This window comes from Streptomyces sp. NPDC020884 (assembly GCF_044333935.1).
Classification (GTDB): domain Bacteria; phylum Actinomycetota; class Actinomycetes; order Streptomycetales; family Streptomycetaceae; genus Streptomyces.
This window is the reverse complement of sequence record NZ_JBIRRY010000007.1, coordinates 370,565-386,034: the sequence shown is the minus strand read 5'-3', so window position 1 is coordinate 386,034 and position 15,470 is coordinate 370,565. Positions and strand designations below refer to the sequence as shown.

General features: G+C 72.8%; 16 protein-coding genes. 8 read left to right on the top strand and 8 right to left on the bottom strand.

The genetic code is table 11. The features are described 5' to 3' along the window. Positions 1-60: 60 nt before the first annotated feature. A complete protein-coding gene (locus ACH4UK_RS23170; protein ID WP_398359081.1) occupies positions 61-1,101 on the bottom strand; it encodes an NAD(P)-dependent alcohol dehydrogenase in 1,041 nt (346 codons plus the stop codon). A gap of 162 nt (positions 1,102-1,263) precedes the next feature. Here ACH4UK_RS23170 and ACH4UK_RS23165 point away from each other — a divergent pair, with 162 nt between their 5' ends. After that, entirely contained in the window at positions 1,264-2,193 is a 930-nt protein-coding gene (locus ACH4UK_RS23165; protein ID WP_398359079.1) for a helix-turn-helix domain-containing protein, read from the top strand. A 24-nt stretch (positions 2,194-2,217) separates the two neighbouring features. On the opposite strand, the gene ACH4UK_RS23160 is transcribed toward ACH4UK_RS23165, so the two are convergent. From ACH4UK_RS23160 to ACH4UK_RS23150, 3 genes are all read right to left on the bottom strand, one after another. Then, complete coding sequence (locus ACH4UK_RS23160; protein ID WP_398359077.1) at positions 2,218-2,904, bottom strand: ScbR family autoregulator-binding transcription factor; 687 nt, start codon at positions 2,902-2,904, stop codon at positions 2,218-2,220. 208 nt (positions 2,905-3,112) lie between these two features. Further along, complete coding sequence (locus ACH4UK_RS23155; RefSeq protein WP_398359075.1) at positions 3,113-3,982, bottom strand: NAD(P)H-binding protein; 870 nt, start codon at positions 3,980-3,982, stop codon at positions 3,113-3,115. A gap of 12 nt (positions 3,983-3,994) precedes the next feature. Next, positions 3,995-4,939, bottom strand: coding sequence for a ScbA/BarX family gamma-butyrolactone biosynthesis protein (locus ACH4UK_RS23150; RefSeq protein ID WP_398359073.1), 945 nt, complete (start codon positions 4,937-4,939; stop codon positions 3,995-3,997). Between the two features lie 156 nt (positions 4,940-5,095). Between ACH4UK_RS23150 and ACH4UK_RS23145 the strand changes: the two genes are divergently transcribed. Further along, positions 5,096-5,734, top strand: a complete 639-nt coding sequence (locus tag ACH4UK_RS23145; protein ID WP_398359071.1) for a ScbR family autoregulator-binding transcription factor — start codon at positions 5,096-5,098, stop codon at positions 5,732-5,734. A 38-nt stretch (positions 5,735-5,772) separates the two neighbouring features. On the opposite strand, the gene ACH4UK_RS23140 is transcribed toward ACH4UK_RS23145, so the two are convergent. After that, the gene (locus tag ACH4UK_RS23140) at positions 5,773-6,738 is read right to left on the bottom strand and encodes a GlxA family transcriptional regulator (RefSeq protein WP_398359069.1); all 966 of its coding nucleotides are present in this window, start codon (positions 6,736-6,738) and stop codon (positions 5,773-5,775) included. 87 nt (positions 6,739-6,825) lie between these two features. Between ACH4UK_RS23140 and ACH4UK_RS23135 the strand changes: the two genes are divergently transcribed. Continuing rightward, a complete protein-coding gene (locus ACH4UK_RS23135; RefSeq protein WP_398359260.1) occupies positions 6,826-7,758 on the top strand; it encodes an NADP-dependent oxidoreductase in 933 nt (310 codons plus the stop codon). Positions 7,759-7,796: 38 nt separating this feature from the next. Here the strand turns inward: ACH4UK_RS23135 and ACH4UK_RS23130 are convergent, their stop codons facing one another. After that, a complete protein-coding gene (locus tag ACH4UK_RS23130) occupies positions 7,797-8,408 on the bottom strand; it encodes a LysE/ArgO family amino acid transporter (RefSeq protein WP_398359067.1) in 612 nt (203 codons plus the stop codon). A 67-nt stretch (positions 8,409-8,475) separates the two neighbouring features. On the opposite strand from ACH4UK_RS23130, the gene ACH4UK_RS23125 reads away from it, so the two are divergent. The 5 genes from ACH4UK_RS23125 to ACH4UK_RS23105 all read left to right on the top strand — a co-directional run bounded on the left by ACH4UK_RS23125 (position 8,476) and on the right by ACH4UK_RS23105 (position 13,515). After that, positions 8,476-9,417, top strand: coding sequence for a LysR family transcriptional regulator ArgP (locus ACH4UK_RS23125; protein ID WP_398359065.1), 942 nt, complete (start codon positions 8,476-8,478; stop codon positions 9,415-9,417). Positions 9,418-9,448: 31 nt separating this feature from the next. Further along, on the top strand, positions 9,449-10,519 hold the full coding sequence (locus ACH4UK_RS23120; RefSeq protein WP_398359063.1) for a methyltransferase: 1,071 nt from the start codon (positions 9,449-9,451) through the stop codon (positions 10,517-10,519). A 77-nt stretch (positions 10,520-10,596) separates the two neighbouring features. After that, positions 10,597-11,271, top strand: coding sequence for a response regulator transcription factor (locus ACH4UK_RS23115; protein ID WP_398359062.1), 675 nt, complete (start codon positions 10,597-10,599; stop codon positions 11,269-11,271). Continuing rightward, positions 11,271-12,602 (top strand): sensor histidine kinase, encoded by a 1,332-nt coding sequence (locus ACH4UK_RS23110; protein ID WP_398359060.1) that lies wholly within the window; start codon positions 11,271-11,273, stop codon positions 12,600-12,602. The genes ACH4UK_RS23115 and ACH4UK_RS23110 overlap by 1 nt, the downstream gene beginning before the upstream one ends. A gap of 52 nt (positions 12,603-12,654) precedes the next feature. Then, the gene (locus tag ACH4UK_RS23105) at positions 12,655-13,515 is read left to right on the top strand and encodes an endo alpha-1,4 polygalactosaminidase (protein ID WP_398359058.1); all 861 of its coding nucleotides are present in this window, start codon (positions 12,655-12,657) and stop codon (positions 13,513-13,515) included. 35 nt (positions 13,516-13,550) lie between these two features. On the opposite strand, the gene ACH4UK_RS23100 is transcribed toward ACH4UK_RS23105, so the two are convergent. Both ACH4UK_RS23100 and ACH4UK_RS23095 read right to left on the bottom strand, forming a co-directional pair. Next, complete coding sequence (locus ACH4UK_RS23100) at positions 13,551-14,339, bottom strand: VOC family protein (RefSeq protein ID WP_398359056.1); 789 nt, start codon at positions 14,337-14,339, stop codon at positions 13,551-13,553. A 228-nt stretch (positions 14,340-14,567) separates the two neighbouring features. After that, positions 14,568-15,233: a lysophospholipid acyltransferase family protein gene (locus ACH4UK_RS23095; RefSeq protein WP_398359054.1), complete on the bottom strand. Its 666-nt coding sequence runs from the start codon at positions 15,231-15,233 to the stop codon at positions 14,568-14,570. Positions 15,234-15,470 lie beyond the last annotated feature (237 nt).

Sequence of the window (15,470 nt, the reverse complement as noted above, 5' to 3'; positions counted from 1 at the left end):
GAGCACCTGAGGTGCTCGGGGCGGACGCCGGGACGGAGGGGCCGCCGGGCGGGCGGCGGCTCAGATGGTCGCCGTGTCGATCACGAAGCGGTAGCGGACGTCACTGGCGAGAACCCGCTCGTACGCCTCGTTGACCTGGCTCGCGCCGATCACCTCGATCTCCGCGCCGAGCCCGTGCACGGCGCAGAAGTCCAGCATCTCCTGGGTCTCCTTGATCCCGCCGATCGCCGAACCCGCGATCGACCTGTTGCCCAGGATCAGGGAGAAGAGGTTCAGCGAGATCGGCTCCTCGGGAGCGCCCACGTTGACCAGGGTGCCTTCGGTGCGCAGCAGACCGAGGTAGGCGCCGAAGTCCAGCGGGGCGGAGACCGTGGAGAGGATGATGTCGAACGTGCCGGCCAGCTCCTGGAACGTGCTGGGGTCGCTGGTCGCGTAGTAGTGGTCGGCGCCCAGCTTGAGACCGTCGTCCTTCTTCCGCAGCGACTGGGAGAGGACCGTGACCTCCGCGCCCAGCGCGTGCGCGATCTTGACAGCCATGTGGCCGAGACCGCCGAGGCCCACGACCGCGACCTTCTTGCCGGGGCCCGCGCCCCAGCGCCTGAGCGGGGAGTACGTGGTGATGCCCGCGCACAGGAGCGGGGCCGCCTCGTCGAGGGCGATGCCCTCGGGGATGCCCACGGCGAACGCCTCGGTCACGACGATGTGCGTCGAGTAGCCGCCGTAGGTGGGCTCGCCGCCGCGGTCGAGAGCGTTGTACGTCTGGGTGTTCCCCTCGACGCAGTGCTGCTCGCGGCCCATCAGGCAGGCGTCGCAGGTACCGCAGGAGTCGACCATGCAGCCGACGCCGACGCGGTCGCCGACCTTGAACCGGGTGACGCCCGAGCCGGTCTCGGCGACGATCCCGGCGATCTCGTGACCGGGCACCATCGGGAAGATGCCCTCGCCCCAGCCGTCGCGGGCCTGGTGGATGTCGGAGTGGCAGATACCGGCGAACTTGATGTCGATCAGGACGTCGAACTCGCCCACCGGGCGGCGCTCGACGGTGGTGCGCTCCAGCGGGGCCTTGGCACGGGGAGCGGCGTAGGCGGCAACGGTGGTCATGCCGGAGTTCTCCTCAGGGGTGATGCGGTAGGTACGTCTCCCACCATCACGCCGGAGCGGAGGTTTACCCAGGCCTCCGCTTTGCCTACGTCCAGCGGTCCTACCACTGACGGGGACAGGCTCCGGCGCCCACGACCGGGAATCACAGGAATAATGGAAGCCATGGACCATCAGCCGGAGCCCGCCGTTCCCGAGCCGCTGGACCGGCGCGCCGAACTCAGCGAATTCCTGCGCACCCGCAGGGCCAAGCTCCAGCCGCAGGACGTGGGGCTGCCGGAGTTCGGCCGGGCCCGCCGGGTGCCCGGTCTGCGCCGGGAGGAGCTGGCGCAGCTGGCCGGGGTGTCCGTGGCGTACTACACGCGCCTGGAGCAGGGCAACGGGCGCAATGTGTCCGTCGAGGTGCTCGACGCGATCGCCCGCGCGCTGCGGCTCACCGATGCCGAGCACGCGCATCTGACCCACCTGGCCAGGCCGGCGCAGCACAAGAAGAAGCGCCGCCCGGCCAGGGTGCAGCGGGTGCGGACCGGGCTGCTGTATCTCCTCGACAGCATGGACGGCATCCCCGCGTATGTGACCGGGGCGCGCTCGGACATCCTGGCCTGGAATCCGATGGCGGCCGCGGTGTTCGGCGACTGGGGCGCCCTCCCGCCGGGCGAGCGCAACTGGGCGCGGCTCGTGTTCCTCTCCCCCGCCTACCGGGACCTGTTCGTGAAGTGGGACTCCAAGGCCTCGGACATGGTCAGCTATCTGCGGCTGTACGCGGGCTGCCACCCCGACGATCCCGAGCTGTCGGCGCTGGTGGGCGAACTCTCGGTCAAGAGCGAGGAGTTCCGGCGGCTGTGGGCCACCCACAACGTCAAGGAGAAGGGCCACGGCAGCAAGCTGATACGGCATCCGCTCACCGGAGACCTGACCCTGTCCTACGAGACGCTGAACCTCCCGGACGACGAGGAGCAGCACCTGGTGACCTATCACGCGGAGCCCGGGTCGGAGTCGGCCCAGGCCCTGCGCCTGCTGGCCAGCTGGGGCGCCGACGCGGGCCGGACGGACCCGGTCGGCGAGGCGCGGCGGGGCCCGGCCGACGAGCGCTGAGCCCGCCCCGGGATCGACGGTCCGTCAACTCACCTCCACCGTCGGCTCGCCCTCGCCGACAGCGCATCCGGCGAGGGCGGGGCCCCGGGTCGCCGCCGCGTCCGTGCCGGCCGGGTCCATGAGCGCCAGGGCCTCCGCGGCGGCGAGCCGGGGCAGCAGCAATTGCCAGAAGCCGGTGAGCGTGTACGGGGACAGCCAGGCGGGGTCGTGCCGGCCGAGCACCTCGAAACCGGCCGTCGCAGCGACGGTGGCCGCCGCCGCGTCCTCGCGGGAGACGCCCTCGGCGAGCGTGCCGGCGGCGGCCGCCTCGGCCAGCAGTTCCCGCACACGGTGGTGCCACTCCACCCTCAGGTCCGGGGCGCCGGCTCTCTCGCCGTCGCAGCTCAGCCGGAATCCGGCCCGGCTCACCGGATCCTCGCGCAGCCGCTCCGCGAGAGCGTGCGAGCTGTCGACGAGCGCCTGCAGGGCGGTGTCCGTCCTGCGCCGGATCGCGCTGGACATCTCGCGCAGGCCTCGGGACGCCTCCGCGACCACGGCCTCCGCGACCGCGGCCTTGTTCTCGAAGTGGAAGTGCAGCGCTCCCGTGCTGACGCCCGCTCGGGAACTGATCAGCGCCAGCCGCGCCTGCGCGTAGCCGTGCTGCTCGAAGACGGTGGCGGCGGAACGGATCAGCGCCTGGCGGGTACGGGTGGCCCGCTCCTGTTTGGTCACCGGGGCCTCCGTTCGGGGGCGGGGCGGCAACAGCCGGGGCGGCGGGACAGCGGCATCATGGAGATATCAAACCAACTTACCGGTTTCATTTCCAGCAAACGGAGGAGTCCGACGGATGCCGTGGGTCCTCTTCACCACCCCCACCCACACGCGTCGACGCAGTAGTCGCACTTTCGGCCCGGGGCGAAGAAGAAGGAGGACCGAGGAGTCAGGACGGGCCGGACATCCTTTGGTCCGCCGCGAACGCGTCCGCGTGATCGGACGACCAGATACGGAACGGCCTGGCCGGGCGGCCCGTCAGTTCCCGGACGGTGGGCACCACATCCGCCTTGGCTCCCGTCCGCTGCCGCTCGGCGCTCTCGAGGAAGGCCTCCGCCACGGGGCGCGGATACTTCGCGAGCAGGGCCGTGCGCGCGGCGTCCACGCCCAACTCCTCGAAGCGCAACGGCCGCCCCAGCACCCGGGAGAGCTGAGCCGTCTGCTCCCGCGCCGTGATCGCCTCCGGGCCCGACACGGCGTACGCCCTGCCCTCGTGCCCCGTACCGGTGAGAAGGGCGACGGCCACCGCGGCGACGTCGCGCGGGTCGACGCACGCGACCGGCGCATCGCCGTACAGGGCGCGCACCACTCCCGCCGACCGGATGCCGGGCGCCCAGGACAGCGTGTTGGACATGAACGTCCGGGGGCGGACGAACGTCCACGCGACCCCCGACTCCCTGACGGCCTGTTCGTTCTCCCGCTGACGCCGGGTGATGAAGTCGTCGGCGCCCGGTTCCTCCACCGCCATCATGGACAGCTTGACGAGGTGGCGGACGCCCGCCGCGGCCGCCGCCGAGGAGACCCGCTCGTCGTCGGGCTCCGTGGGGCTGTTCGTCACGAGGAACAGCGAGGTGACCCCCCGCAGCGCCCGGTCGAGGGCGGAGCGGTCCCCGTACTCCCCCTGGACGGTCTCGACCCCGGCGCCCCGCACCGTCAGCCGCTCGGGGCGGCGCGCGAGAATCCGTACGGGGCCGGCCGCCGCCAGCAGTCCGGCGACCTCACGGCCCACCGCTCCGGTCGCACCCGTCACGAGAATCACTGGAGAAACCTCTCAGCCCTCGGCCCGCGGGCCGGACAGCAGCGTGGAGAACACCGGCTCGCCGTCCTGATGGCCTGTCACCTGGACCGTCACCGTGTCCTCGGACTCCCCCGGCAGGACGGCCGCTCCGATCCAGCACGGGCTGCCGAACTCGGCGTACCGGTGGAACCGGGTGCTCGCCTGCGCGGGGACGACTCCGCCCGGCCCCGCCGCCAGGCAGGCCGCCTGACGGGCCGCCTCCAGCAGCAGCATGCCCGGGACATGGTCGTTGGGGCGCTGGAAGAGCGTCGGATGCCGGGTGTCCACGCGCAGCTCCCAGCTGCCGTCGCGGCCGGTGTCCGACAGCACCACGTCCTGGGCCCTGCGCCGGCCCGCCAGGGCGGTGGCGACCGGTGCGGCCTCGGGTATGGATATTCCCTCGGCGGGGACGTCACCGCGCATCCGCCGGTACACCTTGGGGTTCATGAAGCGGGTCGCCCCCGTCCCCGTCGCCGCCAGCTCCCCGTCACGGTGCACCGCCCAGCCCACGCGTCCCTGCACGGGCAGGCCGCTCCGCCATTTCAGGTCGGAGCAGTACACCTCCACGTCGATCTCGACCGGGGCGCCGCCGACCCCCAGGTGGTCCTGGTGGCACACGTAGTCCAGGTCCGACAGCAGGAAGTGGTAGCCCAGCGGAACGCCGTACCCGGCGTGGAAGGAGAGCATGGCCGCCTGCCGCATCGCTTCCGCGACCAGCAGCGGGTCGTGCCGGTCGCCGCTCACCGGGGCGAAGAAGGGATGATCGTGCGGCAGGACCGCAGCCACCGAGAACCGATCGCTCGCCAGGCGCACCCAATGACGCGGAAAGGCGTCCTCCGGCCTGGTCCGGTGCACCATGTCGATCCCCACGGGATGCACCACCTCGGCCTCCGAATCCATAGCCGGCACCGGATCGATCAAGACTGCTGCTTCGGGCATAACTCCCCCCAGGGGTCATGTGATGGCTAGCCGTTCCTGCGATGCACGTGCACTGATAAGATACAGACTAAGCGGTTTTTTTTCTATCCCCGGCAGGATGGTCTCCCGCACCGTCCCGGCCGTTCCCCTGGCCCACCGCCCAGTAAAGGAGACAGGATGGCCAAGCAGGACCGGGCGATCCGCACTCGCCAGACAATCCTGATGGCAGCGGCGCAGGCCTTCGAGAAATACGGCTACCAGGCCGCGACGATCACCGAGATACTCAAAAGCGCCGGTGTCACCAAAGGCGCTCTCTACTTCCATTTCCCGTCCAAGGAAGATCTCGCACTCGGTGTTCTCGACGCCCAGGAGCCGCCCCAGACCGTTCCGGACCAGGCTCTCAAACTCCAGGAACTCATCGACCTGGGGATGCTGTTCAGCCACCGGCTTCAGACCAGCCTTCTCGCCCGCGCGGGCGTGCGCCTCTCGATGGACCAGCAGGCTCAGGGCCTCGACCGCAGCGGCCCTTTCCTCCGCTGGCAGGAAGCCACCCACCACCTCCTCTCCCAGGCCAAACACAACGGCGAACTGCTCCCCCACGTCAACCCCACCGAGACGGCGGACCTGTACGTGGCCGCCTTCGCGGGCACCCAGGCGGTCTCCCAGACTCTCACCAACTACCGGGACCTGCAGCGCCGCCACATCACGTTGCAGCAGCACATACTCCCCAGCATCGCCACGCCCTCCATCCTCACCGCCCTCGATCTGACGCCCCAGCGCGCCGAGCGCCTCAGCCTGCTGGATCCGGTCGGCTGAGGGGCGGCCGGGGGAGGGGCATCCGCCGCCGCCCCGTCCTAGCGGCGCCCGGTCGCCAGGACGGCGCCACGAAACGTACGCCGATAGGCCAGTGGGGTGACGCCGATGGCGGCGTGCAGATGCTGGCGGAGCGACGCTCCGGTGGCGAAGCCGACCTGGCCGGCGATCTCGTCCACCGCCAGGTCCGTGGACTCCAGGAGATGCCGGGCCCGGTCGACCCGCTGCTGGATGAGCCAGCGGCCCGGACTGGTGCCGACCTCCTCGTTGAAGCGTCGGGCGAAGGTGCGCAGGCTCATCCGGGCGTGGTCGGCGAGGCCCGCCAGGGTCAGCGGTTCCTGGAGGTTGCGCAGCGCCCAGTCGCGGGTGGCGGCCGTGCCGCTCGCCGCCGGATCGGGCACCGGCTGCTCGATGTACTGGGCCTGTCCCCCGTCCCGCCACGGCGGCACGACGCAGATCCGGGCGACCCGGTTGGCGACCTCACTGCCGTGGTCCTCGCGGACGAGGTGCAGACAGACGTCGACGCCCGAGGCGGCGCCGGCGGAGGTCAGCACATCCCCGTCGTCGACGAAGAGCACGTTGGGGTCCAGCCGCACCTGGGGGAACCAGGACCGGAAGAGCTCCGCCAGGGCCCAGTGCGTGGTGGCCCGCCGACCGTCCAGCAGACCCGCGGCCGCGAGGACGAAGGCGCCGGTGCAGATGGACACGATGCGGGTGCCGGGCGGCACGGTGGCGAGCGCCGCGACGACGTCCGCGGGCGGCTCCCGGGTGAGGCGGGAGGTGTCGAAGGGCGGGATGACGAGCGTGTCCGCCGTCGCCAGCACCTGCCGGCCGTGCTCGACGGTGATGGAGAAGTCGGAGTTGGTGCGCACCGGCCGGCCGTCGACCGTGCAGGTCACCACGGAGTAGCGGCCGTCGGCCGCGCCGAGGACCCGGCTCGGGATGCCGAGCTCGAACGGATACACCCCGTCCAGGGCGAGAACGACGACCCGGTGCACGTTTCCCATGGCACGATCCTGTCGAAAGATGGCAATCATGCCATGGTACGCCGGGCGCGCCCCCGCGACGCTGGACCCATGACGAAGAACGAGAGCATGCGCGCCATCAGCCAGAACGTCCACGGAGGCCCCGAAGTCCTGAAGGAGGTCCAGCTCCCGCGGCCCGTACCGGGGCCGAGCCAGATCGTGGTCGCCGTCCACGCGGCCGGAGTGAACCCCACGGACTGGAAGCACCGGGGGCAGGGCCTGTTCGTCGACCGGCTGCCGCTCGTGCTGGGCTGGGACGTCTCCGGGGTCGTCGAGTCGGTGGGCTTCGGCGTGACCCTCTTCAAGCCGGGCGACGCGGTGTTCGGCATGCTGCCCTACCCCTACGGCGTCGGCTCCCACGCCGAGTTCACGGTCGGCCCGGCCCGCGCCTTCGCCCACAAACCCGAGGGCGTCGACCACATCCAGGCCGGCGCCCTCCCGCTCGCCGCGCTCACCGCCCGCCAGGCGCTCGTCGACACGGCGGACGTCCGCCCGGGGCAGCGGGTCCTGGTCCACGCCGCCGCCGGCGGGGTCGGCCACCTCGCCGTCCAGATCGCCAAGTCACTGGGGGCGTACGTCATCGGCACCGCGAGCGCCGCCAAGCACGCGTTCGTGCGGGGGCTCGGCGCGGACGAGGTGATCGACTACCGCACCGTGGACTTCAGGGACGCGGTGAGCGACGTCGACATGGTGCTCGACCCGCTCGCGGGGGAGACGCGGGCGCGTTCGCTCGATGTCCTGCGCCGGGGCGGCACCCTCGTGTCGCTGCTGCCGGGCACCGATCCCACGGAGGCCGCGAAGGCCGCCGAGCGGGCGATCCGGGTGGAGAACCTGCTGGTCGAGGCCGATCACGCGGGCATGACGGCCATCGCCGACCTGGTCCGGTCCGGCGACCTGCGCGCCCACGTCGAGGCGGCCTTCCCGCTGGCCGATGCGGCGAAGGCGCACGCGCTCGGCGAGACGGGCCGGACCACCGGCAAGCTCGTCCTCGTGGTGGCGTGACCCTCATCCCTCAGACGTACGGAACAGGCGCTCGGCGTTCAGGCGTCGAGCGCCAGTTTCGTGCCGAGTCCGATCATCATCACGGCGACCAGACCGTCCAGCACCCGCCATGCGGAGGGCTTCGCCAGGACCCCGCTCAGCAGCCGGGCGCCGTACCCGAGCGCGGCGAACCAGCACACGCTGGCGAGGATCGCGCCGAGGCCGAAGGTCCAGCGCAACGGCCCGCGGTCGGCCGCGACGGACCCGAGCAGGAAGACGGTGTCGAGGTAGACGTGCGGGTTGAGCCAGGTCATCGCCAGGCAGGTCAGCACGACGCCCCGGCGTGACGCGGCCGGGGCGTCCCCGGCGTGCAGCGCCGAGGGGCGCAGGACCCGGCGCGCGGCCAGCAGGCCGTAGCCGATCAGGAACACCCCGCCGAGCAGCGCCACCGCCGTCAGCGCCGAGGGCCAGGCCACGACGACCGCACCGACCCCGGCGACTCCCAGCGCGATGAGCACCGCGTCGGACAGGGCGCAGATCCCGACCACCGCGAGCACGCCGTCGCGGCGGACGCCCTGGCGCAGCACCAGGGCGTTCTGGGCGCCGATGGCGACGATGAGGGAGAGGCCGGTGCCGAATCCGGCGGCCGCGGTGGTCAGGGCGTTCGTCATGCGGCCGACGCTACGGAGAAGGACGATCCCCTGTCCAGCTAAAGATTCTTACGTATCATTAGCTTCTATGATGTCTGAGCTTCCTCTCGACCAGGTCCGGACGCTGCTGGCCGTGGTCGACGAAGGCACGTTCGACGCGGCGGCGAACGAGCTGCGGCTGACCCCGTCGGCGGTCAGTCAGCGGGTCAAGGCGCTGGAGCAGCGCACGGGCCGGGTGCTGCTGATGCGCACGAAGCCGGTGCGGCCCACCGAGTCCGGTGAAGTGGTGGTGCGCTTCGCCCGTCAGCTGGCCCGGCTGGAGCGCGATGCGCGGGCGGCGCTCGGGATGTCCGGGCCCGGCGAGCCGACACCTCTGTCGATCGCGGTGAACTCCGACTCGCTGGCCACCTGGTTCCTGCCCGCCCTGCGGCGCGTCCCGGAGGAGCTGGGCCTCTGCTACGAGCTGCGCCGGGAGGACCAGGACCATACGGCCGCCCTGTTGCGGGAGGGGCTGGTGATGGCGGCGGTGACCTCGTCGCCGGAGGCGGTGACGGGCTGCTCGGTGCACCGGCTGGGGCGGATGCGGTATCTGCCGGTGGCCAGTCCCGGTTTCGCCGACCGGTGGCTGGGGCGGCGGGCGGGCACCGCGCTGCGCGAGCTGATCGGCGACGCCCCGGTGATCGCCTTCGACCGGCGCGACGATCTTCAGGACGCCTTCGTGCGGCGGCTCGGGCCGGGGCCCCGGGCCGGCGTCCGGCGTCATCTGGTGCCCACGTCGGAGGGGTTCGTGAACGCCGTGGCGGCGGGCATGGGCTGGGGCATGGTGCCCGACGTGCAGGCGGAGCCGTTGCTGGGCAGCGGCCGGCTGGTGCGGCTCGCCCCGGACCACATCGTCGACGTACCGCTGTACTGGCAGCAGTGGAGGCTGGACTCGCCGGCGCTGGCGACCGTGGCCGGGGCGGTGGCGGCCGAGGCCGCCGAAGCGCTCGACGGCGGAGAGCCGATTGCCACCCCTCCCGCCCGAGGTTAGGTTTACCTAACCACGCAGAGAGGAGCGGCACATGACGGACCGTCATGAGCAGCAGTCCGGCAACAGCGAGGAAGCGGCGGTGGATTGGCGGGCACGGGGCACGGTGTCCCGGCTCGTCCTCGGCCAGATGGCCACCCAGGCGCTGGGCACGGCGGTGCGGTCTGGGGTCTTCGACCGGATCGGAGCGGGCGAGCTGAGTGCCGACGCGCTCGCCGGTTCGCTCGGCACGCATCCGCAGGCGACGCTGCGTCTGCTGCGCGCCCTGGCCGGACTTCAGCTGCTGTCCGAGACGGAGCCGGGCGTCTTCCGGACCACCGCGGCGGGCGACTTCCTGCGCGCCGACACGGCGGGCTCCATGGCCGCGATGGCCCGGATGTTCACCGATCCGGTCATGCTGCGGGGCTGGGATCTGCTCGACGAGAGCATCCGCACGGGAGAGACCACGTTCGAGACGGTGTTCGGGACCGACTTCTTCGGCCATCTCAAGGAGCACCCCGAGCTGTCCGCCGCGTTCAACGAGGCGATGAGCCAGGGCACCCGGCTGACCGCCGCGAACGTGCCGCACCACTTCGACTTCGGGCGCTTCGACACGCTCGTGGACATCGGCGGCGGCGACGGCACGCTGCTGGCCTCGGTCCTTCGCAAGCATCACAGGCTGCGGGGCGTCCTGTTCGACACGGCCGAGGGACTCGCGCAGGCTCCGCACCGGCTGGCCCAGGCGGGCCTGACCGGGCGCGTCGCCCTGGAGACCGGCGACTTCTTCGCCTCGGCCCCGGCCGGCGGCGACGTCTATCTCCTCAAGAGCATCATGCACGACTGGGACGACGCCCGGTGCGCGGCCGTCCTGCGGCGCATCCGGGACGTCATCCCCGCCCACGGCTCGCTGCTGATCGTCGAACCGGTGCTGACCGCCACCGTGCCGCCGGACCTGCCGGGGGGCGTCTATCTGAGCGACCTCAACATGCTCGTGAACGTCGGCGGCCGGGAGCGGACCGCGGACGACTTCGCCGCCCTGTGCACGGCGGGCGGCTTCACCCTCCGGGGTGTGACACCGCTGCCCGCGCCCGACGTCTTCCAGATCCTGGAGGCGTCACCGGCCTGACGGGCCGCCTCGGGGCAGGTGCGCGGGACGCCTTAGGATGACGGGTCTCTCCCCCCGGAAACTCGGAGGCGCCTGCCATGCGCGTACTGCTGGTGGAGGACGACGACGATCTGCGGGAGGTGATCGCGTCCGGGCTGCGGGAGGGGGGCTTCGCCGTGGACTGCGCGGGCGACTGGCCGGAGGCGGACGTGATGCTGCATGTCACCGCGTACGACTGTGTGGTGCTGGACCGGATGGTGCCCTTCGGGGACACCCTCGCCCCGCTGGAGAGCCGGCGTCGGGCCGGCTGGTCCGTGCCCGTGCTGTGCCTCACCGCCCGGGACTCCCTGCACGACCGGTTGCGCGGGCTGGAGAGCGGGGCGGACGACTACCTGGCCAAGCCGTTCGCGATGCGCGAGCTCGTGCTGCGTGTGCGCAGTCTGAGCCGGCGGGCGTCGGCCCGGCTCCCCGCCTTCCTGAGCTGTGCGGACGTGGTCATGGACGTGGCGCGGCACGAGGTGCGGCGCGGCGGTGTGCTGCTGTCTCTGAGCCCGAAGGAGTACGCCGTGCTCCAGCAGTTCCTGGTCCATCGGGACGCCGTCGTCACCCGCACCGGGCTGCTGGAGCACTGCTGGGACGAGATGGCCGAGCCGGTCTCCAACGTGGTGGACGCCGTCGTCGCGGGCCTGCGGCGCAAGCTCGGCTCCCCCGGGCTGGTGCACACCGTGCGCGGCCGGGGGTTCCTGCTGTCGGCGGAGCCGGGGCCGTCCTGATGGCACGGCCCGTCCGCCGCTCCCCGGCCCGGAGGCGGCTGCACCGGCTGCAGTTGCGGCTGACCGCCGCGTACACCCTGATCACCGTGGTCGGGCTGGCCTGCCTGTCCTGGCTGGTGATCCGTACCGACGACCGGGCGCGGCAGAGCGCCGAGTACGACGAGATGCGCCGCCGGGCGTCCGTCGCGGCCTCGCTGGTCTACTACGAGGACGACCGGATCCGTCTGGACGGCCTCAGGGACGACGAGGCGACGGCGGGCACCCCGCAGATCGTGGTGCTGGAGGCACGGCCCGAGGGTGATCCGGTCACCGTCTTCCGGGGCCGCACCGAGCAGTTCGCCGTCCCGGCCGGGACGATCTCGGCGGTGACCCGTTCGGCGATGGACGAGGAGGGGCCGGTGCGGTCCGAGGCGCGCGACCGCGCGGGCGAGCCCGTGCGGCTGCTGGCCGTGCCCTTCTACCACGACGCCACCGACGAGGTCGCGGGCGCGGCCGTCGCGGTCGGCGATCCGGGGCGGGGCGCTGCCGAGCACCGCAGTCTGGTGCTCTCCCTCGTCGTCGGGGCCGGTGCGCTGACGGCGCTGGCCGCGCTGACCGGGCATGTGCTCTCGGGGCGGAGCATGCGCCCTGCCTGGCAGGCGCTGGAGCAGCAGGAACGGCTGCTGGCCGACGCGGCGCACGAGTTGCGGACCCCGGTGGCGGTGATGCGCGGATCGGTGGAGGTGGCCGCCGGCTCTCCGGACGGGCTCGAGGCGCATCTGCCCCGGATCCGGCGGGCGGCGGACCGGATGGCCGACGTCGTGGAGAACCTGCTGACCCGGGGGCGGTTGGAGGCCGCCGTGGACGTCGTACGGGTGGAGCCGCTGCGGCTGGACCAGCTCGTCGAGGAGGTGTGCGCGGAGCTGCCGGAGGCCGGGCGCCGCCTGGAGCTGCGGCTCCAGGAGTCGGTGACCGCGGCCGACGCGGCCCTGGTGCGGGTCGCCGTGCGCAACCTGCTCGACAACGCCGTACGGCACGGCCGCACGCCCGACGCACCGGACCGGGCGGAGCTGCTGGTGACCGTGCGCGGGCCGGAGGTGTGGGTCGCCGACCGGGGGCCGGGCGTGGACCCGTCCCGGCTGCCGGAGTTGATGGAGCGGTTCAGCTCGCCGGGCGGCGGGACGGGCATCGGCCTGTCGCTGGTGCGCCGGATCGCGGAGGCCCACCGGGGGAAGCTCACCGTCCGGGCCCGTCCCGGCGGCGGCGCGGAGTTCGTGCTGCGCCTCGCCCCCGCCCGGTCGCGGCGCGACGGCCGGCCCGGGGCGGGGCCCACGCTCACGATGCGCTCATGATCGGCCGTCCATGATGAGGAGCCGGTCCGAACCTCACGCACGGGAGTCATCCATGCCCCAGCACGCCGTCCCTCCGTTCCTCCGCCGCGGTCGCACGCTCGCCGCTCTGGCCGGTGGTCTCGCGGTCGCGACGGGAGCAGGACTGCTCCTGTCCAACGCCTTCGCCACGGGGTCATCGGCGGGGTCCGCGCCCGAGGTCGTGCCGCCCGGGGCGAACGTGACCTTCGACTACCAGATCGGCGGGGCGTACACCCCGCCCGCCGGGGTCGGGGCGGTCTCCCGCGACCGTGGCGACCAGCCGGCCGAGGGTCTGTACAACGTCTGTTACGTCAACGCCTTCCAGACCCAGCCCGACGCGCTGGACTGGTGGGAGAAGAACGACCCCGATCTGCTGCTGCGGGACAAGAACGGCGACCTGGTCAACGACGAGGCCTGGGGCGAGGCGCTGCTCGACACCTCGACCGCGGACAAGCGCACCCGGCTGGCGAAGATCGTCGGGGACTGGTTCGAGGGCTGCGCGCAGTCCGGCTTCCAGGCGGTGGAGCCGGACAACCTGGACTCCTTCGAGCGGTCGGACGGCCTGCTCACCCCGGAGCACAACGCGGCGTTCGCGGAGCTCCTGGCCGACCGCGCACACGCCGCCGGGCTGGCCATCGGCCAGAAGAACACCACCGATCTGCTGGCGGAGCGGGCGAGGATCGGATTCGACTTCGCCGTGGCCGAGGAGTGCGGCCGCTACGACGAGTGCGCCGACTACGCCTCCGCGTACGACGACAAGGTCTTCGTCGTGGAGTACACCGACCGCGACTTCACGAAGGCGTGTTCGTCCGTGGGGGCGGAGGTCTCGGTGGTCCGCCGGGATCTCGACGTCAGTCCGGCCGGACAGCCCGGGTATGTGTTCCGTACCTGCTGAGGGCCGCTCGGAGAAGCGGGCAGGGCGGGCAGGGCCTACGCCGGGTGGGCGCAGACCGTGAAGAGCCCTCCGTCGGGATCGCTGATCACCGATTCGGTTCCGTCGGCGGGCGAGTGCGCCGGCGGGCCGACCGTTCCGCCCGCCGCGCGGGCCCGCCCGGTGACCGCCTCCAGGTCCGCGACCGGGAAGCGGACGTGCCAGCGCGGGCGCAGCCGGGGATCGGGGGACGAGGCGTCCCCGCCCCCGCGCAGGGTGGCCACGGTGCTGCCGCCCTGCCGTACGACGACCGCGTCCTGCTGGTAGGCGTACCCGACCTCGCAGCCACCGGGTTCCTCGGAGGCCCAGCCGAACACCCCCGCGTAGAAGATCGCGGAGTCGAAGGCGTGGCTCGTGCGCAGTTCGAGGGAGGCCGGCGCGTTGTCGCGGCCGATCGACCAGGGCGGGGTCCGGCCTTCCCAGAAGCCGAATGCGGCGCCTTCGCGGTCGGCGGCCACGGCGCCCCGGCCGGGGCCCAGCCGGATCGGGCCGACGGCGATGGTGCCGCCCCGTTCGCGGACCCGGGAGGCGGCGGCGTCGACGTCCGCGACGGCGAAGTACGGGGTCCAGGAGACGGCGGTGGGCAGACCGGGGGCGATCTGTCCGATCCCGGCGACGGGCAGGGAGTCGAGGTGGGCGACGGAGAAGCCCTCGCCGAGGGTGCCGGAGCGGAAGGTCCACCCGAGAACGGTCCCGTAGAAGTCCTCGGTGGCCCGCAGGTCCCGGGTCATGAGGCTGACCCAGCACGGAATCCCGTGCACGGGGGCGCTCTGCTCTGCCGCGGTCATCGGGATCCGTCTCCTCGTCCCCGGTGGTGGGCCGCCGGACGCTGACACCGGTCCGGCCGGGTGGGCCTGTGGTCACCGGCCGTTCGCAGGCCGACGCGCTCCGTGGCGTCAGGCGCCCTCGGAGCGGCACGCCTCCATACCTACGCCGCCCCGGTCGCCGCCGCCACCCGGGGCGCGGCCCGGGACGGGCGGGGTGCGCGCCCCCTCCCCTGGGGCGTGTCGCCTGTTTCAGCGTCCGGGGAGCGCGGCGGGTTCGCCGAGCTGGTGCGCGGCGGTGCGCCAGGCGGCGGTGACGGCCGCGCGGGCCGTGGCGGTCGCCGCCCCGACCTCCGGCGGGAGGTGCAGCGGGGCGCCGATGTGGACGTGGAGCCGGGGGCGGCGGGCGGGGGCGGTGAGGAGCCCGGAGATCTGCTTGACGCAGCGACCCGAGGTCACCCGGCGGGCGCCCGCCTGGCCGAGCGGCACGACGGGCGCCCCGGACGCGTGCGCGAGGCGGGCGAGGCCGCTGCGGAAGCTCTCCGGCGGGGCCTCCGCCGCGTCCGTGCGGCAGGGCAGCCGTCCTTCGCCGTAGATGAGGAGATGGCGGCCGTCCCTGAGCACGGCGGCCGCCGCATCGAGGGCGCCCGCCGCCCGGTCGGAGTTCCGGTGGACGGGCACATGGCCCCCGCGCTCCAGGACGCGGCCGAGGACCGGGATGCGCCACAGGCCGGCGGCGGCCATGACGACGGGTTCGACGTCGAGGCGCAGCAGTGCGGCGAGGACGATGCCCGGGTCGGCCAGGGAGGTGTGGTTGGCGACGATGATGCTGCCGGCGGCCGGGGCCGTGGCGTGGTCGGAGGTGACCGTGAGGCGTCCGAGCGAGGGGACTACGGCGGCGGCGATGCGGCTGAGCACGGTTCTCCCGGGGTCCGGCGGGCGGGGCCGTTCCTGTGACGGCGGTGCGGTCGGGGCCCGCCGTCCTCGGCTTCGCCCGCCACGCCCTCATCGTCGTGGCGGCCCGGGGGCGGGGCCTGAGTGCGGGTACTCAGGCCCTCTGGGTCGATCGCCCCGGGCCGGGACTCCCCCGGGCGGTGAACCGTCCGCACACCGTGGACTACCTTGTTGCACATAGTTCGCAACTACATCTTCATG